This window comes from Sporolactobacillus kofuensis (genome assembly GCF_024125425.1).
GTDB classification, from domain to species: domain Bacteria; phylum Bacillota; class Bacilli; order Bacillales; family Sporolactobacillaceae; genus Sporolactobacillus; species Sporolactobacillus kofuensis.
Map to the genome: position 1 here is coordinate 91,514 of NZ_JAMXWN010000009.1, position 24,710 is coordinate 116,223.

At 41.3% G+C, this 24,710-nt stretch carries 25 protein-coding genes; 8 read left to right on the forward strand and 17 right to left on the reverse strand.

The genetic code is table 11. The annotated features are described in order from the left end of the window. Window positions 1–230: 230 nt before the first annotated feature. Genes NIE32_RS08925 through NIE32_RS08935 form a run of 3 tightly spaced genes read right to left on the reverse strand, consistent with a single transcriptional unit; the run spans window position 231 to window position 3,190 of the window. Window positions 231–1,133 (reverse strand): C40 family peptidase, encoded by a 903-nt coding sequence (locus tag NIE32_RS08925; RefSeq protein WP_253076537.1) that lies wholly within the window; start codon window positions 1,131–1,133, stop codon window positions 231–233. A 7-nt stretch (window positions 1,134–1,140) separates the two neighbouring features. Next, window positions 1,141–2,223, reverse strand: a complete 1,083-nt coding sequence (locus tag NIE32_RS08930) for a mandelate racemase/muconate lactonizing enzyme family protein (RefSeq protein ID WP_253076538.1) — start codon at window positions 2,221–2,223, stop codon at window positions 1,141–1,143. Window positions 2,224–2,269: 46 nt separating this feature from the next. Continuing rightward, a complete protein-coding gene (locus NIE32_RS08935; RefSeq protein WP_253076539.1) occupies window positions 2,270–3,190 on the reverse strand; it encodes a S66 peptidase family protein in 921 nt (306 codons plus the stop codon). 348 nt (window positions 3,191–3,538) lie between these two features. Here NIE32_RS08935 and NIE32_RS08940 point away from each other — a divergent pair, with 348 nt between their 5' ends. Together NIE32_RS08940 and NIE32_RS08945 are read left to right on the forward strand one after the other, a co-directional pair. Next, the gene (locus NIE32_RS08940; protein WP_253076540.1) at window positions 3,539–4,309 is read left to right on the forward strand and encodes a hypothetical protein; all 771 of its coding nucleotides are present in this window, start codon (window positions 3,539–3,541) and stop codon (window positions 4,307–4,309) included. Between the two features lie 3 nt (window positions 4,310–4,312). Further along, the gene (locus NIE32_RS08945) at window positions 4,313–4,756 is read left to right on the forward strand and encodes a hypothetical protein (protein WP_253076541.1); all 444 of its coding nucleotides are present in this window, start codon (window positions 4,313–4,315) and stop codon (window positions 4,754–4,756) included. On the opposite strand, the gene NIE32_RS08950 is transcribed toward NIE32_RS08945, so the two are convergent. From NIE32_RS08950 to NIE32_RS08965, 4 genes are all read right to left on the reverse strand, one after another. Beyond that, on the reverse strand, window positions 4,726–5,199 hold the full coding sequence (locus NIE32_RS08950; protein ID WP_253076542.1) for a Fur family transcriptional regulator: 474 nt from the start codon (window positions 5,197–5,199) through the stop codon (window positions 4,726–4,728). The genes NIE32_RS08945 and NIE32_RS08950 overlap by 31 nt on opposite strands. A gap of 145 nt (window positions 5,200–5,344) precedes the next feature. Then, window positions 5,345–5,593, reverse strand: coding sequence for a hypothetical protein (locus tag NIE32_RS08955; RefSeq protein WP_253076543.1), 249 nt, complete (start codon window positions 5,591–5,593; stop codon window positions 5,345–5,347). Between the two features lie 102 nt (window positions 5,594–5,695). After that, complete coding sequence (locus tag NIE32_RS08960; RefSeq protein WP_253076544.1) at window positions 5,696–6,022, reverse strand: ArsR/SmtB family transcription factor; 327 nt, start codon at window positions 6,020–6,022, stop codon at window positions 5,696–5,698. 72 nt (window positions 6,023–6,094) lie between these two features. Beyond that, window positions 6,095–7,642 carry an ABC-F family ATP-binding cassette domain-containing protein gene (locus NIE32_RS08965; RefSeq protein ID WP_253076545.1) on the reverse strand — a complete coding sequence of 516 codons (1,548 nt, stop codon included), beginning with the start codon at window positions 7,640–7,642 and terminating at the stop codon, window positions 6,095–6,097. 578 nt (window positions 7,643–8,220) lie between these two features. Between NIE32_RS08965 and NIE32_RS08970 the strand changes: the two genes are divergently transcribed. Next, window positions 8,221–8,595 carry a hypothetical protein gene (locus NIE32_RS08970; protein ID WP_253076546.1) on the forward strand — a complete coding sequence of 125 codons (375 nt, stop codon included), beginning with the start codon at window positions 8,221–8,223 and terminating at the stop codon, window positions 8,593–8,595. A gap of 181 nt (window positions 8,596–8,776) precedes the next feature. Here the strand turns inward: NIE32_RS08970 and NIE32_RS08975 are convergent, their stop codons facing one another. The 4 genes from NIE32_RS08975 to NIE32_RS08990 all read right to left on the reverse strand — a co-directional run bounded on the left by NIE32_RS08975 (window position 8,777) and on the right by NIE32_RS08990 (window position 12,315). Next, window positions 8,777–10,228, reverse strand: a complete 1,452-nt coding sequence (locus NIE32_RS08975; protein WP_253076547.1) for an NADP-dependent glyceraldehyde-3-phosphate dehydrogenase — start codon at window positions 10,226–10,228, stop codon at window positions 8,777–8,779. 504 nt (window positions 10,229–10,732) lie between these two features. After that, a complete protein-coding gene (locus NIE32_RS08980; RefSeq protein ID WP_253076548.1) occupies window positions 10,733–10,951 on the reverse strand; it encodes a hypothetical protein in 219 nt (72 codons plus the stop codon). Between the two features lie 87 nt (window positions 10,952–11,038). After that, window positions 11,039–11,524 carry a dihydrofolate reductase gene (locus NIE32_RS08985; RefSeq protein WP_253076549.1) on the reverse strand — a complete coding sequence of 162 codons (486 nt, stop codon included), beginning with the start codon at window positions 11,522–11,524 and terminating at the stop codon, window positions 11,039–11,041. Then, window positions 11,521–12,315, reverse strand: a complete 795-nt coding sequence (locus tag NIE32_RS08990) for a thymidylate synthase (RefSeq protein WP_253076550.1) — start codon at window positions 12,313–12,315, stop codon at window positions 11,521–11,523. The genes NIE32_RS08985 and NIE32_RS08990 overlap by 4 nt, the downstream gene beginning before the upstream one ends. A 172-nt stretch (window positions 12,316–12,487) precedes the next feature. Between NIE32_RS08990 and NIE32_RS08995 the strand changes: the two genes are divergently transcribed. Next, window positions 12,488–13,471 carry a hypothetical protein gene (locus tag NIE32_RS08995; protein ID WP_253076551.1) on the forward strand — a complete coding sequence of 328 codons (984 nt, stop codon included), beginning with the start codon at window positions 12,488–12,490 and terminating at the stop codon, window positions 13,469–13,471. Further along, window positions 13,468–14,268 carry a spore coat transglutaminase TGL gene (gene tgl, locus NIE32_RS09000; protein WP_253076552.1) on the forward strand — a complete coding sequence of 267 codons (801 nt, stop codon included), beginning with the start codon at window positions 13,468–13,470 and terminating at the stop codon, window positions 14,266–14,268. The genes NIE32_RS08995 and tgl overlap by 4 nt, the downstream gene beginning before the upstream one ends. On the opposite strand, the gene NIE32_RS09005 is transcribed toward tgl, so the two are convergent. The 3 genes from NIE32_RS09005 to trhO all read right to left on the reverse strand — a co-directional run bounded on the left by NIE32_RS09005 (window position 14,256) and on the right by trhO (window position 17,837). Next, the gene (locus NIE32_RS09005; protein WP_253076553.1) at window positions 14,256–15,740 is read right to left on the reverse strand and encodes an MDR family MFS transporter; all 1,485 of its coding nucleotides are present in this window, start codon (window positions 15,738–15,740) and stop codon (window positions 14,256–14,258) included. The two genes, tgl and NIE32_RS09005, sit on opposite strands and share 13 nt — an antisense overlap. A gap of 143 nt (window positions 15,741–15,883) precedes the next feature. Next, window positions 15,884–16,570, reverse strand: a complete 687-nt coding sequence (locus NIE32_RS09010; RefSeq protein ID WP_253076554.1) for a type II toxin-antitoxin system HicB family antitoxin — start codon at window positions 16,568–16,570, stop codon at window positions 15,884–15,886. A gap of 325 nt (window positions 16,571–16,895) precedes the next feature. Beyond that, complete coding sequence (gene trhO, locus NIE32_RS09015; RefSeq protein ID WP_253076555.1) at window positions 16,896–17,837, reverse strand: oxygen-dependent tRNA uridine(34) hydroxylase TrhO; 942 nt, start codon at window positions 17,835–17,837, stop codon at window positions 16,896–16,898. Between the two features lie 181 nt (window positions 17,838–18,018). Between trhO and NIE32_RS09020 the strand changes: the two genes are divergently transcribed. Continuing rightward, the gene (locus NIE32_RS09020) at window positions 18,019–19,287 is read left to right on the forward strand and encodes a BaiN/RdsA family NAD(P)/FAD-dependent oxidoreductase (RefSeq protein ID WP_253076556.1); all 1,269 of its coding nucleotides are present in this window, start codon (window positions 18,019–18,021) and stop codon (window positions 19,285–19,287) included. Between the two features lie 131 nt (window positions 19,288–19,418). Here NIE32_RS09020 and NIE32_RS09025 read toward each other — a convergent pair whose 3' ends face one another. Continuing rightward, the gene (locus tag NIE32_RS09025) at window positions 19,419–21,110 is read right to left on the reverse strand and encodes a formate--tetrahydrofolate ligase (RefSeq protein WP_253076557.1); all 1,692 of its coding nucleotides are present in this window, start codon (window positions 21,108–21,110) and stop codon (window positions 19,419–19,421) included. Between the two features lie 146 nt (window positions 21,111–21,256). Here NIE32_RS09025 and NIE32_RS09030 point away from each other — a divergent pair, with 146 nt between their 5' ends. Together NIE32_RS09030 and NIE32_RS09035 are read left to right on the forward strand one after the other, a co-directional pair. Continuing rightward, window positions 21,257–21,676, forward strand: coding sequence for a reverse transcriptase-like protein (locus NIE32_RS09030; protein WP_253076558.1), 420 nt, complete (start codon window positions 21,257–21,259; stop codon window positions 21,674–21,676). Further along, on the forward strand, window positions 21,676–22,593 hold the full coding sequence (locus NIE32_RS09035; RefSeq protein ID WP_253076559.1) for a DMT family transporter: 918 nt from the start codon (window positions 21,676–21,678) through the stop codon (window positions 22,591–22,593). The genes NIE32_RS09030 and NIE32_RS09035 overlap by 1 nt, the downstream gene beginning before the upstream one ends. 153 nt (window positions 22,594–22,746) lie before the next feature. On the opposite strand, the gene NIE32_RS09040 is transcribed toward NIE32_RS09035, so the two are convergent. Continuing rightward, window positions 22,747–22,974 (reverse strand): IDEAL domain-containing protein, encoded by a 228-nt coding sequence (locus NIE32_RS09040; RefSeq protein ID WP_253076560.1) that lies wholly within the window; start codon window positions 22,972–22,974, stop codon window positions 22,747–22,749. Window positions 22,975–23,254: 280 nt separating this feature from the next. Further along, window positions 23,255–24,700, reverse strand: a complete 1,446-nt coding sequence (gene cshA, locus NIE32_RS09045) for a degradosome RNA helicase CshA (RefSeq protein WP_253076561.1) — start codon at window positions 24,698–24,700, stop codon at window positions 23,255–23,257. Window positions 24,701–24,710: the final 10 nt, after the last annotated feature.

Consider the following 24,710-nt stretch of genomic DNA (forward strand, 5'->3'; position numbering starts at 1 on the left):
TACCTGATGAACTATTCAGTCAAAATAAGCCTGCACCTTCAAATATTGTGAAAAAGCCTCCCAACTACAGAGAGGCCAATAAGCATCATCATCTATTTTACGTGCATCTCTCTTAAACGATCCATTCAAATGCATGAATTAGATTCATTTTAATGCCGCCCTGATCAATTGTCAACGACTGGAAGTCCTCATACAGGATCTATTTTATAGTCAAAAAATAAATGCAGTATTCAACAGTTCCAGTACCGGCGAATAGTACATAATTCTTCTTCATATTTTGAGCCACTGAGCTTCGTGACACAAATTCGCATTCCTGGGGTTGGTGAATGGATCATTTTCCCTTCGCCATAATAAATACCGACATGATGCACGATACCTTTCCCTTTATCATAGGCAAAGAAAAGTAAATCGCCTGGAAGTACTTCTTTCAGATTAATCTTCTCTCCATGACGCGCTTGATCCGCTGCATCACGTGGAATCAGATAACCAGAAGTACGCAACATGGTAAAAGTGAATCCCGAGCAATCGAAGCCATAGGCACTAATTCCTGACCATAAATAAGGTAAGTCAAGGAACTTCTTTGCGTAATTCACAATTTCATCGCCGCCATGTTCATGCGGCTGATCCGGGAGCAGTACATCTGATTTTTGCAAAAAGCCTTGACCAATTGGACTATCTACTTTTACCAATGTGGCTGAATCCCCAAGGATTGGGAGAATCGTTCCAAAACTTAGATCAATGGGCTGATTTTTACCATCATCATAAAACGTAGCAAAGGGGCTTCGAATCGTAGCACAATTTTTCCCAATACCCATGTCTGTTTCTAGTGAATGGGCAATCGGCATCCAACCGGGATAACCGCGCGCGTCTTTCGAAGTGTATTGACTTGGGATAATCACCTTGGCCCATGGGCCCCTTCGTTCATCAACAATCAATTCATCCCCAAATAAGACTTGTGTTTGCAATCGATCCTTTTTACACAGATCGAGGTTTTGTTCACGATTCATTGATCTTAGCCAAACGGCTAGATTCGGCCGATCATTCACTATTGCAGTGTCAATAAAATGAACAGATTCCGGACTAGTCCATACAGTTGCGACAGGCACAGCGATTCTTCGGTTTCTCACGTTCATCCCTCCTCTAAATGAAGTGGACACCTTGTATACCTAAACCGGGTTCATCAGTCAGGGCTATTTTACTTTGTTGAAAAACCGCGCCACCAGTGACTGGATCGGATGCAAACATAAGTGGTGCATCCAAGTCACAGCGCGTCACATTGGCTTTCGCCGCAGCAAAATGGCAAGCGGCGGTTACCGCAACTTTTGATTCAATCATGCAACCGACCATACATTCAACTCCATAGGCTTCAGCAAGAGCGTTGATCTTCTCTGCATTATGAATTCCTCCTGCTTTCATCAATTTTATGTTCATTAAATCGCAGCCATGCATTGCGAGCAAACGAGCGGCGTCTTTCGGACTGAATACACTCTCATCAGCCATAATCGGCGTATCGACATGTTCGGTAACGAATTTCATCCCATCAAAATCCCACGCAGGAACCGGTTGCTCAATCAACTCGATCTCCATGTCTGAGTCTTCTAATCGATGAATTAATGAAACTGCTTCTTTAGGGCTCCAGCCTTGATTCGCATCCAATCTTAATTTAATTTCGCGACCTACTGCACTGCGCAAATGCTTTATACGCTCCATATCCTCTTTGATTGTGGAATTTCCAACTTTAATCTTCAGCGTTGTAAAGCCTTGATTAACTAGACTGAGCGCATCTTGGATCATCTCATTTGGATGATTGACACTGACGGTAAAATCTGTTTCTACTTGATTATTATTACCGCCTAAAAGTTGATAAATGGGTAAATTTGCCAACTTCCCTAAGCAGTCAAAAACAGCCACATCAATGGCTGCCTTGGCACTGGAATTATGTAGGATTGAGTGATCAACAACATGATTAATTCGTTCTTTCTGTTCAATTTTCAGACCAATGATTAACGGTCGAAGCACGTTCATAATCGTATACTCGATACTTGCCAAACTATCTCCTGTAATAACATGTGTCGGTGGTGCTTCCCCAAACCCCATTGTTCCATCGTCACAAGTGATGATGACGATGATACTTTCTGCAGTATTCACCGTTCGAAGAGCAGTCTTAAACGGCTTGACAAGAGGAATTGACAAACGTTTTGTTCGAACATCAACAATTTTCATTTCTGATCTCCTCTCCGACTCCAAGGGTGTACGACTTTAGGAATGGTTACATCACACCCGGCTGGATCCAAAGTTGTTTTCGGTCTGCGTCAAGCATGGCATCCGCCCCTAACGGAACTGAGAAATGTGGTGTACAGTGACCAATGAAAAACCCTTTAACCGCCGGCTTCCCCAGCCCACCTAAATACGTTTCAAAAACCTCAGTGTATGTCAATGATTTATTTTCATCTATAAATTTGTCTTGGTGAAAATCTCCAATGACAAACCCAGCGGCTTCCGATAATTTTCCTGATAGTCTTAATTGATTAAGCATATGATCAACCCGATAGGGAGCTTCGCCAATATCTTCAATTAGTAACAACTTATATTTTGTATCAATTTCGAATGGCGTTCCGATTGTACTCACGAGTAAAGATAAATTTCCACCAACCAACATGCCTTCGGCTGTGCCTCCGGAAAGCGATTCTAGAGAGGATAAATGTTCATCATAGCGTAGTGACATGGGTTGAAATAATTGAGAGAAAAGCTGCTTTGACAGTAATGCAACATCGGGATCTCCTAAATCAGAAGCAAGCATTGGCCCATGAAAAGTAATCAATCCGGTTTGTTGTCTGATGGCTGTATGTAAGTAAGTAATATCGCTATAGCCCCAGAATACTTTCGGATGCGCACGAATGAGATCAAAGTCAATCCGATCAGTAATACGCGCCGTTCCGTAACCGCCACGTGAACAAATAATGGCTTTGACAGTATCATCAAGAAACATTTGATGCAAATCATCGAGCCGACCTTGATCGGATCCAGCAAGATAGCCATATTTATCACCAACATGCTGCCCCAATCGCACGTTAAATCCAAGTTGTTCGAGCCAATCAATGGCGATATCCAACCGTTCCATATCAGGCGGACCTGCCGGACTAATTACACCTATTGTATCGCCTTCATATAACCTGTTCGGATAGATCAAAAGTTACCCGCTCCTCCCTAATCACAATCTTAAACGACAAAATCCAGCTCATCAATTTTTGAACTGGATCTTGTGGAGTCTTATTTCACAGTGAAATTACCTCTATTATATTGTTTCATTTAAATCGTTGTGCATGTCAGACAGCCGGAAAAACCATCAACCACAGATCGGTTACGCTCTATTCAGTATATTTGGGTCACCAAATATTGTCAATTTTTACAGGCTGCAAAAGTCTGAATAGACAATCTGTGCCCTCATTTACAATTCTTTGATCCATGATTGCTCGTAATGTATCAAACAGCACTGCATTGGAAAACTAAAAATAAGTCAATCAGATGGGAGTCCAAAATGGTAAGAAGAAATAGAGCAGTTATCGATCCCCTTGGTACGGCAAATCTTAGATACCAAAACCCAGCAGTTGTTGCCTGGTGGTCCGCTGCATTTCCAGGACTGGGTCATATGCTCCTTGATATGCACATTAAGGGTAACGTCTTATTCCTGTTTGAAATTATTATTAATGTTCATGCTAAGCTTAATCTTGCGATGGTCTATAGTTTTACCGGTGATTTTCAGCAATCTGCAGCAGTGTTGAACACTAGGTGGGTATTGATTTACATCCCATTTTACTTCTTCTGTATTTGGGACAGCTATCGTTCGGCAATCAAAATAAATCAACTCACCATTATGACCAAGAATCAACCAATTCACTTGAAAGTTCTGGAATTACGCTCATTTGAAATCTGCTTTCTTGATAAACGTCAACCATGGATCGCAGCAGTATGGTCCATGCTTATACCAGGTCTTGGGCAACTTTATGCTCGAAGGCTGATCACATCTTTAGCACTGATGTCATGGGCGCTCACCATCTACATTAACTGCAATGAATTCCAGAGTGTGCTTATGCTTTTGGATGGCGTATCAAGCTACCAAGATGCTCTTCAGGTTCTTAAACCCGAATGGCTTCTTTTCATGCCTTCGCTTATCTTTGGCTCTTCTTATGATGCCTACTCAAAAACAATTGATAATAACAGACTCTTCGAAGAAGAACAACGTACATATCTTGAGAGCAATTGGCCAGCAAAAAAAATTGGCCTTTCTCATAGAAATGGAGGTCTTTGATCATTGCATGAGATCATGAGCTTATATCCATCTTCACTAACAGTTGAACTTATAATCACCCAGCTTCAAAAGATCGGTGTGCAGCAAAGGAGTATATCATGTTATTTCTTTGATCCGCCAAATGTATCGAATAGAAGAAACTATGATCTAACGCCCTTTGAAACCTCCAATAAAGTTGATCTTGGCTTTATTTTTGCAACAATCTTCGGAGTCATTTTTGCAAGTCTTGGCTTCCGTTTGCCTTTAGGTCCAATCATCTGGGGTGTGACCTCTAGCTTTATCGGGTTTGCCATCGGCTATGCGATGGACAATTTCTTTAAGATTCATTACAAAGAGAAACCGCAATCCTATGTCATGATCATCATTCACTGCTCACAAGATCAAGTACGATTTGTTAAGAAAATACTCACCGATTATCAAGCACTCGGAATCACAGTCATCGATTGATGGGTCTTGTTCATCTGATCACGATCTTGCAGCTTGTCTTGACAGTGCTTACAGTAGCCATAAATTTCGAACTTATGGCCGGTAACTTGAAATTCCGGGTCAATTTGCGATAAATCCTGCATTGGGCAGACATCAATGGTTTTTGTTTTTCCACAGCGAAGACAAATGAGATGATGATGATGATGCTCTGTGCAATGAAATTGGTATATTTTCTCACCATCTAGTTCTGTTTCTTCAAGAATCATCAGATCTTGGAAAAGAGAGAGATTACGATATATGGTATCAAAACTAATGCCCGGATAGTTATCTTTTAATGCACTTTGAATGTCTTTTGCTGATAAATACCCATCTTGTTGTTCAAAAAGATCAAGAATATCTTCACGTTTATCTGTGTGCTTATACCCTTTCTTTTTCAGCAAAACCATGGCTTCTCGTTTATTCAATGAGAATCACCTCTTTATTCCAGTCCACACATTTTTTATTTCTAATTTAAAGCATACCATCTTTCTACTAAAATACCTAATGAACCTTTTCGTAAAAAAAGAAGCCCCTCAATTTGAGAAACTTCTCGTTCATTTATCGGGATTGTTACCAGAAAAATCCAAGTGCCAATAGGGTAACAATTGAAGCGAGGGCGATCGGAACGCCCCATCCCCAGCTGCCCCACATGAATAGGCCAGGGTTATTGTCTGAATCCATACCAGCTGGTTGTAAGTAGGCATGGTGTTCATCAACACGAGTCAAAACGCCACGGTGCACTGAACCATCACGACAACGAATTTCAACCGGTTGATTAATGAGATCACAACACTGGGAATAAATTGATTGATTTGGCAAGGAATCACGCTCCATTCACAGATTACTCTCTATTAGAATACGAGAGGCTGTGCTCATTGACACGGCGTCTGCCAATTGGGTTCTCAAATGGGGCGCTGTATATTAGTTGACTGTACGATGCCGCGTATGATCAATCGTTTGTGCAAGCAAATTCATCACGTGTTCGTCTTCCTCTGAATAATAGATGACTTTTCCTTCACGTCTTGACCTTACAAGATGTAATTGTTTTAAGAAACTCAGTTGATGCGATACCGTTGACTGCTGCAAATCTAAATGTTCGGCAATCTCAGAAACCGAACATTCACATTGCGAAAGTAAAAACAAAATCCGTACACGCGTCGGCTCAGATACTGCTTTGAAGATTTGAACGACTGCTGTCAAAGATCTTTCATCTAAATCCATTGGTGTTTGTTCAGTCATAGTCACCATCCTAATCGCTTAACATCGTTCAGTTACATTATAGAAATAATAAGGTCGGTACCTACACGATTATGCTTTCTCTTAGGACTCGGTCTTCGACCATTTCTCCACGTCCCAAACCCTTGTCACCCAATCTTCATAGAACACCGGTTCATGACTTACAACAATGACCGTACCTTCATAGTTGCCTAGTGATTGACTTAACGCTTCTTTTGCATCAACATCTAAATGATTGGTTGGTTCATCAAGGATCAATACATTGCTTTTTTGAAGCATTAACCTTGCTATTCGCACCTTAGTTTCTTCACCGCCGCTTAAGGTGTCCATCGGCTGACGCATGTGTTCAGCAAAGACACCACATTGTGCCAGATGCTGTCTTAAGACTTTCTCAGCAATAGTTGGAAACTGATCCATCATCCATTCAAGTGGCGTAACATGCGGTGGCGCTGAAAGTTGCGTGAAATAGCCGATTTTTACGCGATCTCCTTGTTCTACGCGTCCTGAAAGAGGATTCAGCTGACCAAGTAATGTTCTAAGCAATGTTGTTTTCCCAATACCGTTGTGCCCGATGATGGCGATTTTTTCTCCACGAAGAATGTTCATCGATATTGGTGGAAGAAGCGGATGGTGATAACCCACTTGAAGATTCTCCGCATCGAAAATTATACGCACCGGCTGACTGTCCACTGTAAAGTGGAAGGTCGGTTTATGCATTTGAGACGGAGGATCCAATCGTTCGATTCGATTTAACTGCTTCTCTCTGCTTTTTGCTTGTTTTGCGGTTGCTGTACGTACTTTATTCTTCTGTATATAGGTTTCCAATTTTTTGATTTCTCGTTGCTGCTGACGAAAAGCAATTTCTTGCTGCTCCATTCGTGCTTCATGCTGCTTAAGATAAGATTCATAATTACCGACATAGCGCGTTAATTGCTGATTTTCCAAATGATAGACAAACTGAGCAATAGTATTTAGAAACTCCGTATCGTGCGAGATGACAATAAAGGCATGAGGATACGTATTCAAATAGTTTGTTAACCAATTAATGTGCACAACATCCAAATAATTGGTCGGTTCATCGAGAAGTAGAACCTCTGGCTTTTCAAGTAGAAGCTTTGCTAAGCACAATTTGGTTAACTGACCACCGCTCAACTGATCCACATCTTTATCGAGTCCAATAGCAGTCAAGCCAAGTCCGTCAGCCATTTCATGAATTTGCGCATCAACAGTATAGAAATCATGAGCAATGAGTAATTCCTGTAACTGTCCATATTGATCAATATACGCAGGATCTGCATCCGGATCCTGCATCTTCAACGCTAATTCATTCATTGTGCGTTCTGCATCAAATAATTTTTTAAAAGCATCCTGGAGGCTGGCATAAACACTCTTCCCCTTACCAAAATGCAGATGCTGTTCAATAACACCTGTCTTCAAAGCACTTTTTTTGTTTATGACTCCACCATCAGGCAACAATTCACCCAAGATCAGTTTCAGAAAAGTTGACTTTCCTGCACCATTATGACCGACTAAGGCAATGTGTTCACCTTCCATCAGTCGAAAATTCATATCTTTATAAATCAGCTTATCTCCATATGAGAAAGCAATATTTTTGGCTTCTATTAGTAACATGTGTTCACGCCCCTTGTGTGGCCGATCGAAAAGGGAACAGATATAAGAAATTATCCGCATCCATGTGAAAAGGAGCGAAACAAAAACGCTTCGCTCCTACTAGCAATTCATTCAACCGTTAGAAACAGAAACAGCTCACATCTATTGCCGCAACAATCTGGCCTAATATAAATTGTGATAAAGACAGACTTCACCTGTCTCAGGCCATTTTAAGTTGCAGACAATCAGAAAATATCATTGATGTTTCCACTCCTCTTCTTATTTATAAGTAATTGTAGTCGATCTGAATCATAAAAGCAATATTTGCTATTCTTCGCAATAGGAACGCAAACCGAGCCATTTGAGGACATCAATCAATTCTTTGTGAACGTAGAGTTGCTTCCCGACTTCGCTTTGGTATGCGTTTTTCGATTGCACAAATCTCGATTATCTTTCCATACTCACTTTAACTGACCGTAAATGGGGTATTCGCCCAACCCATTTTTAATATTTCGCATAATGTAAATTAGGCTTTTGCTCACCCAGGCTACTAAATACTCAGCCATGTACTTTAAGAACGCAATACAGGAGGTATATAAATGTCTCTTCAACAATTTTGGGAAAATCTGATCAATCAGCCGGTTGAAATCCAATGTAAAGATGGCTCGATTCACTATGGTGTCATTGATTCTTTCGATCAAGACAACATCTACTTAATGCCATTTGATCAAAGCCAACAAATGAATGAAACGAGAAATGAAGATCAACGATTCTTTGGCATTGGTTTCGGTCCTCAATCATTTTTAGGTGGATTTGCAGGCGGTTTTGCAGGAAGTTTGCTTGGTGTAGGTCTCAGTTCAATAATTGGTGTACGTCCTTGCCCGTATTGCCCCCCAGGCCCATATTATGGACCCGGACATCGACCACCATATGGAGGATGGTATGGACCAGGGCCAGGGCCATTTTACTACTGATGTAACGACGAATGGCACACCTCATACAGGTGTGTTTTCCTTTAATATTCCCCAGCATGCATCCTAGTCGTATGATAAAGCGCTTTCGATATTCAGTCGAATCATCATGAATATAACGGAAATCTAAAAAAAGAGCTAAAAAAAGAGAGAAACAGTCCTATGCTGTTTCTCTCTTTCGTGGTTATTTTAAATTCAATACGGTCACGCGCTCACGACTCATAGACAGAAGACTGTGATGAATACCTTGAACACCCATACCGGAAGATTTAATACCTAAGAATGGGAAGTGATCCGGTCCACGCTCCGTACGACCATTGATTTGAACAGTACCGGCTTCAACCTGTCTTGCAACAGCAAGAGCACGATCAATATCTTGTGAGAATACGCTAGCTTGTAGCCCATATTCAGACTTGTTCGCAATCTCAATGGCTTCGTCGTCTGCTTTGACGCGAATGATAGGAAGAACAGGTCCGAATGGTTCAATCCAAGCAAGATCCATATCTTCGGTCACATTGTCAATCAAAGTTGGATAGATCAAGTTATTTTCACGTTTGTTGCCGGTAACTAATGTTGCACCTTTAGTAAGGGCATCGTCAATTAAGTTCTGGACAAAGTCAGCGGACTTGTCATCGATCAAAGGAACAATCGTACTGTCTACTTCTGGAGAACCAACCGACAATTTTTCAATTTCTGCTTTCAATCGTGTAACCAATTCATCGGCAACATTTTCGTTCACCAGTACACGTTTGATCGCGGTACAACGTTGACCTGAATAAGAGAATGCACCATTCATAATACTCTTAACTGCTACATCCATGTTTGCATCTTCACAAACGATGGCAGGGTCTTTTCCACCAAGTTCAAGGACAAGAGGAATCATCGTCGCTTGTTTTGATAAATGACGGCCGGTACTTGATCCACCGGTAAAGCTGATCATGTTAATCCCTTTGTGTTCAACAAGATAATCACCAATTACTGAGCCACGGCCGGTTGTGAGGCTAAGCAATCCCTTTGGTAAGCCCGCTTTATCCAATGCTTCAATCATCTTAATCCCACTAATTGAACCTTGTGTTGCCGGTTTGAAAATAACTGCATTACCAGACATCAATGCTGGAGCAATTTTTGAAGCAGCCAAGTTAACAGGATAGTTAAACGGTGCGATTGCGAGCACAACACCTAGTGGTGCACGTTCAACAATACCAATTTTCTTTTGATCCCCACCAGGGAATCCATCACCCTTCAATGCTTCTCCATGCATATGAAGTGCTTCTTGAACTGTGTATCGGATTAAATCAGCAGTGCGGACAACCTCTTTTTGGGCATCCTTAAAGCCTTTTCCGACTTCATGCATAATCGCCTTTGCAATTTCCTCACTATTGTTTACGAGTTCATCAGCCCAGCGGTCCAAATAGTCGCCTCGAGCACTTACTGAGAGCGTTGCCCATTCCTTCTGCGCCTTGTGTGCTGCAGAAATTGCTTCGTCCACTTCATCCTGAGTGACTGCTTGTACATATCCAATCGTTTTACGAAGGTACGGGGATTGAATCGCGATGGTCTCACCAGATGAACTTTTCTTCCATTCACCTTCGAGGTAAGCCATGTAAGTGGTCAATTCTGATACGTTAGATGCCATACCTGTTCATTCTCCTTCTTTTGCCAATTCTACATTTTTCGGAGTGGTTCGGAGATCTAATAGATCATTCAAGAACTAACTCCATGACAATTATTTTCGTTCACCCAATACAGCAAAACAATAAGATTTTCAATGAGATCTCATTATCACAAGATTATTTTCGCACGAAAAGAATTAAATATCCAATCTTCTGCTCACTGACGTGTGTGAATTTTTCAAAAATAAAATAGCAGATAATAAAATAATTTTATCCGTTTAATATAAGGTTTTAAAGCAATTTCATATATTTGTCAAGAAATTTAAATTTTCAGATCATATTTCCGTGGCATTAGTCTTTCATTTCTTGCATCAATGCTTATACGATCAATACTATTAAATCTATGATTATGCAATTATATAGGCTTGGCCAACCCAAAAAATCAACAAGAGAAAGCAATTCATCTTATGTTCCTATTTTTACAATTAAGTGTATTTAAGGAGGCTCCGTGAATTCGGAGCCTCCTTCTAAAAGTCGCCGTCTTGGGTAACATGAAACCAATTTGCAATCGGTGCACAAAGCAAAGTTAGCATTGAGATAGGCAGCCATGCAATAATTAATAGGACAAACGCAGCGAAATGTTTCGTTTTCCAAGCGTGCCAAAATGGAAAAATCCCCAACATTGAACCCATAATTAAACCAATAATTCCATAACACACGAAGAGTTGCAGAAATGACTCGACCATCTTGATCATCTCCGTCACCTTTTTAACAGTTTATGCAGGATCCTTCAAGATGTGAGAAAGATGGTGATCGATCAACTAAAGAATAATTTATACGCGCTCATAGATACAAAAAGAATGGGGATAATGATTCTTCTGGTCTAACTTTCCAGGTATACTGCTGACCAGACGCCATTCTTCCGAATGAAAGCCCGAAAAATAAGTATCCCCTTCGAAAGAAGCCCTAATGTGTGTAATATAAAGGCGATCGGTGTAAGGCAAAAACGCTTGAAAGACTTTCGCCCCCCCAATGACAAAGCACTCTTTGCCGAATGACAATCGACTCTCCAAAAATTCATCAACTGACCCAAAGCAGCTCACCTCATCCGTAAATTGCTCAGGGTGATGGGTCAGTACAATATTCTGACGTTCAGGAAGCGGTTTGCCAATGGAAATAAAAGTGTTTTTTCCCATAATCACCGGATGACCGAGGGTTATTTTCTTAAAATACCGTAAGTCATCAGGCAAATGCCATGGAAGCGTATTATTTCTCCCGATCAATTGATTTTCATCCATTGCGAGAAGACATGAGATCATACAGACACCTCGCCCTTAATTGCCGGATATGGATGATAGTCCATGAACTCAAAATCCTCATACTCAAAATCAAACAAAGAGGCTACTTGCCTTTTGATCTTGAGCGTCGGAAGTTTCCTTGGTTCTCTCTCCAGCTGTTTTTTTACTTGATCGAGATGATTCAGATAGATATGCGCATCACCCAATGTATGTATGAATTCACCAACTTTGAGCCCGGTAACATGTGCAATCATGTGTGTAAGAAGCGCATAGGACGCAATATTAAAAGGCACACCTAAAAAGATATCTGCACTCCTCTGGTAGAGCTGACAGCTCAAGCGACCATCATTCACATAAAATTGAAAGAGACAATGACAAGGGGGCAATGCCATGTTCGGAATATCCGATGGATTCCACGCGGTTACAATTAAACGTCTTGAATGCGGATTTGTCTTAATCTCTTGTACCACATTCGCGATTTGATCAATAGTCTGACCATTCTTGCCTGGCCAGGAGCGCCATTGATGACCGTAAACCGGGCCAAGGTTCCCCTCTTCGTCCGCCCACTCATTCCAGATCCGAACGCCATGATCTTGCAAATATTTAATATTTGTATCTCCTTTAAGAAACCAAAGCAGTTCATAAATAATCGATTTATAATGCAGTTTTTTTGTTGTCATCAACGGAAAACCATCTTGAAGATTAAAACGCATTTGATGGCCAAACACACTAATTGTGCCGGTTCCGGTGCGATCTGCTTTTTCATGTCCTTCATTAAGCACTCTTCGACAAAGATCTAAGTAAGGCTTCATGATGTATCACTCCACTCTTTTCATGCTGTTCTTTAGTTTAACATAAATCCGACATTCAGTTCGACTCAAGTTTAATGTACTTATGATCTATTTCAAAGACGAAAACACATAAATAAAACGCCCAATCATAAATATGGTAGGAGATACAGAGATACAGATAGGAGGAAACGTGATGAGCAGTGACCGAAATCGGGGCAATCCTTTAAATCAATTAAGGCACGAGCAACCGGAAACGTTGGTTGATGAATGGCAAAGAATAAACCGTGATGATTCTCAATATGCGCGTTCGTTGATCAATGATCCACAGCTTGATTTTCCAGTACTTTTCCTATTGCGTGATCAATTCGATACACGGAGCGAAGATTTGAATAAGCGCACACAAATTGCATTAGCGCACATCCGAAACGTGCTCCACGGCGCTGATCTTGGCATGGATAATACAATGTCCTTTGCACATCAGCATGATCAAGTTGTCGGATCCATGTTTTGGATTCTTCAAACAGGATGGAAAACGATTGTTTCGACCGATTACACGCAAGTCATCGATCAAACAGCAATTAATCTTCTACACACCTTTCATGAAAATTGGATTAAAGAAATGGTCGACCTCATCTTTTACCGTTATAAGAATAAAAGTCAACGGCACTATCTGATAAGCGCATTATGGGAAACTGCAGATCCAATCTGTCTTATCTATATTTCAAACTACTTACTTTCTGATCAATCGGTTGAAAGTAGCTATGCACGACGAATGTTGACATTTATCCCGGAAGTTAGGCACGCCACAGATAATCATGCTGCACTACTGGCGTTTGAGAGCTGGTTTGAGGATAATGCGCATTATCTTGTATATACAGGAGAAACGAATGATGCGGTTCCCGGCGGCCGTCCATTTCGTATCCATTACAGTGCAAAATATTTAGGAAAGACTGTTTCCCCGAGTAGTGGTGAGCCCATTCAAACGCTCATGCAAACAGAGAGAAAGAGATATGATGATTTTATTAAATTACCTATTCGTGTACAGATCAGTCTATCGACATTCTCCAGTTTGCTACGAAAACAACAGCCGAAGATATGGCGTTCATGGATCAATCAGCCGATTAACGAACAACTTGAAGTCATGAAGCGCCCGGCACATGGGGGGGATAGACTATGATCATTATTGGAAATCAACAGGTATCTTCAGGTGACGTCGGAAGCTTTGCTATGAACGGTCGCTATGCCCCGGTAATTGTTAAAGCGATGAGTGAATCTCCTGAGCTTTTCGCATACCCATCCAAACAAGAATTCAATTTTGAAATAAAAATGAGAAATGAGACAATCGAAGCATCCCATGCCCTTCTCGATGGAGGCGCTTCATTCGCTACTTTCTACTACTCCGAGTGTAATGACTATTATTGGACATTGACCGGTGACGGGGGTTTTGAATTAAAACTGGGTGTGCAAGCAAGTGATGCCATTCGCGATATTTTTGTAAACGGAGAAGCCTACGCCTTTGAATGTGCCACCGCAATGATGATCATCTTTTATAAAGCGTTGCTCGAAACGATTTCGAGCCAACGCTTTAATGAGATCTTCCAGCACCTTTATCTTTGGGATTGGCAGAACCATCCTTTTTTCCCTTTAAGAAATGTGAATCGTGTAGGTTCAGGCGTCCCAGGAGATGTCCGATATTTTAAGAATCCTGATGTTAGTCCTCAGACGCCGCAATGGCAAGGAGAGAATGCAGTAGACCTATCAAACGGTTTATATTTTGGCCATGGAATTGGAATATTACCTGCGAATCAAATTATTGAAGAATTGAATAAATTTAGAAGACCCGGTGCTATGACCTCTGCGTATTTGATGACCAATGCTACTCGGCCTAATTATCTTTCACTGTACGCATTGCAAGATGGTGGGCAAATGGATGGTATTCGTATTGCAGCAGGTACTTCCTTTTATACGTTTTGATTCGAGTGATTGGGTAAGTACTTTGGGAGTAGCATCGCAATGCATCCAGTAATGAGAGCTAGAATAAAAAAGACAACGAATAAGTTATGGATGCAAGCGTTTAGAACTTCACGCAACACGTTCAGCAGAGATGCATGAAGCTGATCGTGTCCTTGAGGATGGACAAGAGCATTGAGTTGATCAACGGTTACCGAATCGTCGTTCTTCTCTGCGATCAAATGAGTAGCCTGGGTATTAAAATACATGCCGAAGAATGCTGCACCGATTGTTTGTCCAATACTCCGAAAAAATTGATTTGATGCTGTAATGACTCCACGCATTCGGTGATCTGTTGCAGACTGAGCAGCAATCGTTGTCAAAGTGAGTGTAATCCCAAATCCAAGACCGAGAATGGTCGCGAGCAAATAGAAGATGACATGATTGCTATCAACACGCAGCATTGCCATCAATGATGTTCCGATGATAAGGAGAATCGCACCAAATACCTCGCTCTTTCTTAGACCTAGTTTCGATAATAGATGTCCACATAGAAAAGATCCCGCCATCCATGCTAGGGACATTGGAGTCAGAACAAAACCTGAGGCAGTCGCACTGTAGCCGAGCAATCCCTGGAGCCACATTGGCATATAGATATCATTTCCAATTAATAGCGCACTGGCAACGAGTGCAAACAAATTTGTCAGGAATACGATCGGCATTTTCAATAGAGTTAGCGGAACCATCGGATCCTCAGCACGTTGCTCGATGAACAAAAAAAGTCCAAGTAATAAGAATGATGCAATGATGAGCATCATTGTCAAAGAATCATGCCAACCGTGTTCCCCAATCCGTTGCAAGGCCAATAACAAAGAGATCATGGCCATAGCGAAAACAAGGGCACCGGTAACATCAATTTTTTTGCGCTCTTGATGCCAATCTTCGTGAAGACCAAGAAACACCAACAATATTGTGACAATACCGAAGGGCAAGTTGATGAAAAAGATCCAATGCCAGGAAAGCACATCAACAAAGAACCCGCCAACAAGCGGACCAAGGATTCCCGCAATCCCCCAGATTAGCCCGATCATACCAAACATCCGGGCACGATCCTCAACCGGATAAATGTCACCAATGATGGTCGTGCTCAACGTCATCACGGCTCCAGCACCAATACCTTGAATACCGCGAAACACAATCATTGCCTGCATTGTCCAAGACAGTCCGCAAAGAACAGATCCTAAGAGGAACAGGATTATACCGATTAAGAAGATTGCCTTTCTGCCAAACAGATCTGCCAGTTTCCCAAATAAGGGAGCGGTTACTGCAGAAGTGAGCATGAAAATAGAAAATACCCAATCCATGATTCGAATCCCTTGCAAGTCTCCAATGATCTTTGGCATGGCTGTGCTCACGACCGTTCCCTCAATAGCTGTTAGAAACGTACCGATCATAAGACCTGCAATCACGATTGTTTTATTTGTATTCTTTTTCATTGTCATCCTCCTTATCGTACCAATTTTATCCTGCCCCACAGACCACTCATTTTACGGGAGCATTTAAAGACCGTCAATGATTCATTCTGCGTTAACGAAAAAAAGAACCTGAATCAGGCTCTTCATTCAATGATTACTCGCTATTATTTTTTGTTTAATTTATCAAGTAAATGATTGATCTTTGAATTTAATCGCTGATAGTCATCTGAATTTTTCACCCGATCAGCAACATCGTGCAACTCTTTTTTTACATTTTCAATTTCTTTTTTTACCGAGTTCGAAACAGTTCCTTCATGGTCCACCGTATCTTCATCATCAGCCATATTAACATGAACACGAATCTTGGATAAGTCTCTTATACTTTTCTTCACTTTTTTTAACTGTTTGTTCAATTTTTCTTGAACAGAAAATGATCGATCGTTTTCATCCATATTGAGTTCATCCTTCAATGCATCTTGGAGAATCCTAGAGTAATTTAAATCCGCATCTTTGGCCGCATCATCCAACCATTTCGGAATCGTGAGTGTCTTTTTCACTGCCTGATTTTCCATTTTCTTACGGTATGGCGGCATCCATGTCTCTATTAATGTCACAAATTGATTTTCATCAACTTTAATTGATGTGACATCAGAGGGTTCTGGAATCATTTCTTGCTTCTCCTCAAGTTCGTAAAGATGCATGGCAAGTGTTTCTTTTGCATTGATGAATCCTTCTTCAATAGTGCTTGCAGACGTCGAACAGCCTTCAAGATCAGGAAAAGAGACAATCAATTGTTCATCATTCTTCGTAATCACAGCGGGATAAATGTATTGATCTTTACTCAATGTCATCACCTCAAAACTATTATAGCACGTATTTAGCACGTGTAGTACACATATATTATACGTATTAATAATTGTTTTTATGAGTTCATTTTTTAGAAAAACTGACAATAACCATCCAGTCCTTGATCTTGTAAATTATGCTTCGATTGCTCGCTTGCTGCAGGCGCATCGATCTGCGAGGTCTCACTGGGCTCGCATCATCTGTAACGGTCCGCTGGGGTCTCGCACCTAGGCATTTGGTTCATTACCTCTAGCTTTAATAACATATTCCTTCTTTTCTTGTAAAAAAAAACCGGACATTAATTGTCCGGTCGGCTCGTACATATATTTTTTACACATTTGCTGCTTGAGGATGATCCGAGTTTTCTTCAACATATCGATTACGCGGGTGGTGCTCGCAAGCTTCACTGCATGAACGATGATGTGTCTTCTCGCACTCCTCGCAACAAATAAATTGAACATTGCATTCCGGATTTGCACAATTTACAATGCGATCACAAGTTTTGCCGCAATGGTGGCAATGACCAACAACAACATCCTCATCTGTGCGGTTTACCGGAACTGAAATACGCTGATCAAATACGTAACACTTGCCATCATACAGCTTCCCTTGAACCTCAGGATCCTTCCCGTATTCTACAATACCGCCCTCAAGCTGACTAACATCTTGAAATCCAGATTGAAGTAAGTAACCGCTGAACTTTTCGCAACGAATACCACCGGTGCAATAAGTCAGAACCTTTTTATCCTTATACTCAGATAGATTCTTTTCAATCCATTCTGGCAGATCACGGAAATTGCGAATATCCGGTATGATTGCGTTGCGGAAATGACCGATTTGTGTTTCATAATCATTGCGTGCGTCAATAAGTACAACATCATCATTCTGCATTTCTTGATAAAATTCTTTCGGTTTTAAATGTTTACCAGTTACTTGATGCGGATCGATGTCCTCATCAAGTTTAAGCGCAACAATTTCCTTCCGAGGACGCACGTGCATTTTTTTAAAGACATGTCCATCTGATTCATCGATTTTGAATGGCATATCAGCAAAGCGAGGATCACGATGCATGGTATCCATATATTCCTGTGCTGCTTCTGTCGGACCGGAGACCGTTCCATTTAGTCCTTCTTTTCCAACGAGGACTCGACCTTTCAAGCCGAGTTCCTTGCAAAAGTGCAAATGCTCTTGCGCGAATAATTGTGGGTCATCAATAGTCACATAGTGATAATAGAGTAAGACTCGAAAAGGCTTTTTTTCTGTCTCTGTCACTTCATACACCTCATTCACAGGACACACCTGATTAGGGTGCGTTCGCTTCATTTCTTTGTCTATCCTATCAAATTTCTCACACTGTGACAAATATCACTTTTTTGCTTTCATTAAAAAGATGTAAAATCATCATGGTTCTGTTATGGTTACGATATGAAACTTCAGAAGTGAGGAAGAAAAAATGGATTTTGATGTCATTGTTATCGGTGGCGGCCCAGCTGGATTGATGGCTGCCATAGCGGCTGGAGAGCAAGGTGCACATGTACTTCTGCTTGATAAAGGCGATAAATTAGGTAGGAAGCTGGCCATATCAGGCGGTGGACGGTGCAATGTAACCAATGCGATGCCGATTGATGAGCTTATTAAGCATATTCCCGGTAACGGACGATTTTTATACAGTGCGTTATCAGCGTTCAATAACCAAGATATTATTGCATTCTTTGAAGATTTGGGTGTCGGTTTGAAAGAAGAAGACCATGGGCGAATGTTTCCGGTGTCTAATAATGCAAAATCAGTCGTTCATGCGCTTTTAACAAAAATGCAGAACCTTAAAATTACGATTCGGACAAATACACCGGTTCAAGCGGTACTTTATTCAGATCACGTCGTTGGTGTGAAAACTAAGAATGGCGAGAAAATTACTGCCCCAACGGTGATTATCGCGGTTGGGGGAAAATCAGTGCCACAAACCGGAAGCACCGGAGATGGCTATGCATGGGCAAAGGCGGCCGGCCACACAATCACCGAACTCTACCCTACAGAAGTGCCACTGACTTCTAAAGAGCCATTTATCCAGGACAAGACCCTTCAAGGGCTCGCCTTATCTGATGTAACGGTTACCTTAGTTAATCCAAAAGGGAAAGCGATCCAGTCACATCGATGGGACATGCTTTTTACTCATTTCGGACTATCAGGTCCAGCAATATTAAGATTGAGTCAATTTGTAGTTAAAGCGCTGAAAAAGTTTAAAACAAAAGATGTCGTCGTGTTAATCGATGTCAAACCGGATCTGAACGAAGAACAACTCACTCAACAACTGCTTCATCTCGTTGAAACGGATCCAAAGAAAGCACTGAAGAACGTGTGGAAAGGCATTGTGCCGGAGCGGTATCTGTTGTTTCTCTTGGAACACATTGGACTTTCTCCGGATCTTAATTTCCATGAACTTTCTAAGGAAGATGTACGGAACATGGCAAAGGCGCTCAAAGGGTTTCCAGTACATATTACCGGTACACTTTCAATTGAAAAGGCATTTATTACCGGTGGTGGAATTTCGCTGAAGGAAGTTAATCCAAAAAGTATGGAATCCAAGATGATGCCCGGACTTTACTTTTGCGGTGAAATTCTTGATATTCATGGTTATACCGGTGGCTATAACATTACATCGGCGTTTGTCACCGGTCACGCTGCCGGTATTGCAGCTTCTGAATTTGCTTTTCAGAATCAATAGTGAGTCCTTGTTAAGCCGAAACACACCATTGAAATCATCATGCTTAACACGATTTTTCTTGTGTTCTTCTGTACAAAAAAGGCTAGCGCAAATGTCTGCGCTAGCCTTTTTATATAAGTAACAACAATCAATCAGAATAAACCGATTGCTTTACCCCTATCGTCAACATCCATATTGAGAGCAGCCGGGTGTTTCGGTAAGCCTGGCATCGTCAGCACACTGCCTGTCATGACCACAATAAACCCTGCCCCCGCCGATACCTTTAATTCACGAATATGAATGGTAAAATCCTTTGGTCGTCCAATTAATTTAGGATCATCCGAGAGTGAATATTGAGTCTTGGCGATGCAAACCGGAAACTTGTCCCACCCGTTTTGCTGAATAGACTTGAGTTGTTTTTGAGCTTTGGATGAGAATTCAATACCATTGCCACCATATACCTTCGTCACAACCTTCTGGATTTTATCTTCCACAGAATCCGAAAGTTCGTATATTGGTTTAAAAAGATTTTCTTTATGAGCAATGGTATCAACGACTAAAGCCGCGAGTTCCGTGCCTCCTTCCCCTCCTTGTTCCCAAACTTTGGACAATGCAACCGGATGTCCGTTGGCTGCACACCAATCTTTGAGATAAGCGACTTCTCGATCTGTATCAAAAATGAAATGGTTTATAGCGACAACATAGGGCAGTCCAAAGGATTTAATCGTCTCGATATGACAGGAAAGATTTTCCATACCTCTCGCAAGTGCATCAATGTCCTCATGTTTTAATTCTTCCTTTGTCAGTCCACCATGCATCTTTAATGCGCGAATCGTCGCAACAATAACAACAACACTTGGCTTAAAGTGCCCTGCACGCGTGGTAATATCTAAGAATTTTTCAGCTCCTAGATCCGCACCGAAACCAGCCTCAGTTACAAGATAATCTCCTAGCTTTGCGCCTAGTTTTGTCGCAAGAACACTGTTGCATCCGTGGGCAATATTGGCAAAAGGTCCACCATGAACAAATGCCGGCGTATTTTCTAGTGTTTGAACAAGATTTGGATGGATCGCGTCTTTTAATAGCAATGTGAGGGCGCCTTCAACTTTCAAATCTCGAACAAACACAGGCCTGCCCTCATAATTATAAGCGATGAGCATATTGCTCAATCTTGTTTTTAAATCATTCAAATCTTTTGATAAACAAAGGATGGCCATGATTTCCGAAGCTACTGTGATATCAAATCCGTCTTCACGAGGAACCCCATTTGTTTTTCCACCGAGGCCAATGATCACATGCCGCAATGCTCGATCATTAAGATCAAGCACGCGTTTCCAGACAATACGCCGCGGATCGATCGCTAATGGATTGCCCTGTTGAATATGGTTATCCAGAAAAGCCGCTAGTGCATTATGCGCGGTTGTAATGGCATGAAAGTCACCGGTAAAATGGAGATTAATATCTTCCATTGGGACAACTTGAGCATAACCGCCACCCGCTGCCCCACCTTTTAACCCCATTGTTGGGCCAAGAGATGGTTCACGAAGTGCAATAACCGCATTCTTTCCGATTTTGTTTAATGCTTGGCCCAATCCGACAGTCACGGTTGACTTTCCTTCTCCTGCTGGTGTTGGATTAATCGATGTGACCAAAATGACTTTGCCGTCGGGTTTGTTTTTCAACTTATTCAAAGTATCCACCGATACTTTGGCTTTATATCGTCCATAAGGTTCCCAATCCGTGTCCTCCAAACCTAGTTTTGAAGCAATCTTTCCAATAGGTTCAAGTTCTGCATTTTGAGCGATTTCAATATCTGACTTTACTACATTTGATGCTTCTGACATTTTCTCATAATCACCCATTTACTATTAAAATTATCCAGCTTGTTTCCTGTTATTATGATAACATAATGTGAGTATTGCTAAAATGTAGCAGGAAAATTCTTTTACATTTATCATCTTCTCAGTTTGTGTACAAGGGTGTGACGGTAGTGATTGAGGTGTTTTTTGATGGTGCGGCAAATGGAAACCCTGGGCTAGCAGGTGGCGGTGTTTACATTAATGAGGGAAATGGGAAGGAAGTTCGACGTTCCTTTCCTCTCGGAATCCTGTCCAGCAATCATGAGGCGGAATTTGCTGCGCTTAATGCTGCCTTGCAATACTGTGCATCAGTGGGTTATCGTTCAGTTTCTTTTCGAACGGATTCGCAACTTGTCAATCAGAGTCTGGAAAAGCGTCATGTAAAAAATGAATGCTTCGCTCAATACCTTGATCAAGCTCTAGTTCTCATTGATCAATTTGATCTCTTTTTCTGCAAGTGGATTCCTGATAAGCAAAATAAAAACGCAGATACACTTGCCCGACTTGAAATACAAAAACAATTGCGCATGCACAACAAGGAGGAACATTGATGATCAATCGGCGCATATTCATTGCTGATCTGGCTTTACTTGGCATTACTTTCATATGGGGCACGACATTTATTATCGTCCAGAATATTCTCGATAAATTGACGCCTCTAACATTTAATGGCTGGCGTTTTTGTTTGGCAGCACTATTTCTTGCTGTTTGGCAGTTTCTCTTTATGCGAAAAAGTAATGGATCTTCAAAGAAATACAACTGGAAACTCATCGGATCGGCGATTCTGTTAGGTACTCTACTTTTTGCCGGTTATATTTGTCAAACGATTGGACTGCTTTATACATCCGCTTCGAATGCTGCGTTTATCACTGGGCTCAGTGTTGTTCTTGTTCCTATCTTTTCTGCACTGCTCCTGCGTAAACCGCCACATCGCAACGCAATTATCGGTGTTGTTTTCGCTGCTTTCGGACTGTTTCTGCTCACGACTAAAGGTCAATTCTCTCTAAATAAGGGCGATCTGATTGTGCTTGTCAGTGCAGTAACGTTCGCATTACATATTATTTTCACTGCAAAAGTAACCGATAAATTCGAAAGTATGTCACTAACTATTGTCCAACTAAGCGTTGTTGCTTTGCTCGCGTTCGTTGTTGGTTTATTTTTCGACGGTGGTAAACTCGTTGATGTTCGAATGCTCCTTCAACCGGATGTGAGTCTTGTACTCATATTTATGGCTTTATTTGCGACCGCATTTGCATTTTTACTTCAAACTGTACTTCAAAAAGATACACCGGCTACGCATGTAGGGATCATTTATATTATGGAGCCTGTATTTGCTGCATGGACGTCCGTACTTTTCCAAAACGCCCATTTAGGAACAGGTGAACTGACCGGATCACTTCTGATCCTCGCAGGTATGCTCCTTGCTGAATGGCCACAAAAAAGGGGCCAAAGTGTTGAATCTCATTAATCAGATGCTCTAATCAACGTACAAAAACGAACTGATAAAAAAACAGGAACCATCATTGGTTCCTGTTTTTATTGTGTATTTGTTGTTCAAACTGCAAATCGACGGAATGTGGCGAGAAGATGTATCTTTGCACTCGATTCAATCGTTTGCTATTCAACGGGTAAGCGCCTTGTATTCTTCAGTCAATTTCATAAAAAGTGCTTCATTCCTTGAATCCAAACTCTCATCAATCTGTGTTTGCAACTGCTTCACTTTCTGATTGAATTCCATTTCATCAAGGACCATTTGGGCATACATTTCGACAACTGAGACCGTCGCTTGCTGTTCTTTATAAACAACCAGCGCCTTTGTATTCTCTTGAGAAGAGTGATCATTGTTCATCTTTATTGCCCCCTTTGCACTTTTCATTATTCTACACTACTTTTCTGAAAGTTACAACCATTTAGATTCATTTTCTTTTCATTTTTCTAATAATTCCGTTTAATTTGATGAGGTGAACGCCTATACCCTCAACTACTCCGAAACACGTGCACTATGTAACATAAAAAAAATAAGAACTAGAAAATTGGTCTAATTAGTTACATTTATTAATAAAATAAAAAAGGAAAGAAGCCGAGTACGGCTTCTTTCCTTAACACCAACGAGATAACTATTCATTTAATTAATAACGCTGTGATTTTTGTTTACTTCTGCCACGATAGTTATTGTTTTGACGATGATCCCGTTCACGGGAATGGCTATAATTCTTACCCCTTCCGCCTCTTTGCGGACGGCCGCCTGACCGTTTTACCATCAATGGAGCTTCACGAGTCAAACGAACAGGAGTGGTATCGGGCTCTTTAGTGATCACCTTAAGAGCGGCTGCAACCAACTTCACTGCATCATGATTATCAAGTAGTTGTTGTGCCTTTGCTTCATAGGAATGGAAATTGCTCGATTCCAACGATTCCATGAGATTGTCAACGGCAACTTTTTGTTGGCCAGCTAATGCTTCTTCATAGGTTGGTGCACTAATTGGTTTCATCGGCTGCTTCGTCAAACGTTCGATGGAGCGAAGGTGTGGGAATTCGCTCGGCGTAATAAAGGTTAGTGCCATACCCGTTTTTCCTGCCCGTCCGGTTCTACCAATCCGGTGGACATAGCTTTCGGGGTCTTGCGGCAAGTCAAAGTTGTATACATGTGTCACATTGCTAATATCGAGACCACGAGCAGCGACATCTGTTGCAACTAATAGTTTCACTTCGTTTTGTTTGAAACGACGCAATACCAGGTCACGCTTTGATTGGGTTAAATCGCCATGAATACCTTCAGCCTCATAGCCACGTTTCTGCAATGCGCGCATCAGTTCATCAACACGACGCTTTGTTCGGCCGAATACAATCGCGCGTTCCGGTGATTGAATGTCTAGAAAACGTGTTAAGGCATCAAATTTTTCATTCTCTCTAACCTTTACGTAATTCTGTTCAATCAATGACACAGTCAACGTCTTAGCCTTGATTTGTACTTTCTTTGGATCTTTCATAAATTTTTCTGCAAGTAACTGAATCGGTCTTGGCATCGTTGCAGAGAAGAGCAGAGTTTGACGATCTTGCGGAGTACTTTCCAAAATTTCATGAATATCGTCAATAAAACCCATATTCAACATTTCATCTGCTTCATCCAAAACAATCATTTTAATTTGATCTAATCGGATGGTACGTCTTTTAATATGGTCAAGTAAACGACCCGGTGTTGCTGAAATGATGCTCGGACGCCGTTTCAAATCACGAATCTGTTTCTGAATATCTTGACCACCGTAAATTGCTACTGTTCTTACTCTTTTAAAGAAACCGAGTGAATTCAGTTCCTGAGCATTCTGTATGGCAAGTTCACGTGTAGGTGTTATCACTACGCCTTGAATATCCGATGTCTGAGGATCAGCCGCATCAATCATCGGAATACCAAAAGCAGTTGTTTTTCCTGTTCCGGTTTGTGCCTGACCAATGAGGTCAACACCTGTTTTGGCAACCGGAATCGCCTGCTCTTGAATTGGGGTCATATCGGTGAACCCCATCCGTTCGGTCGCTTTCTTAATTTCGTCGCTAATTTCAAGTTCTGCAAATTTCATTAAACTATAC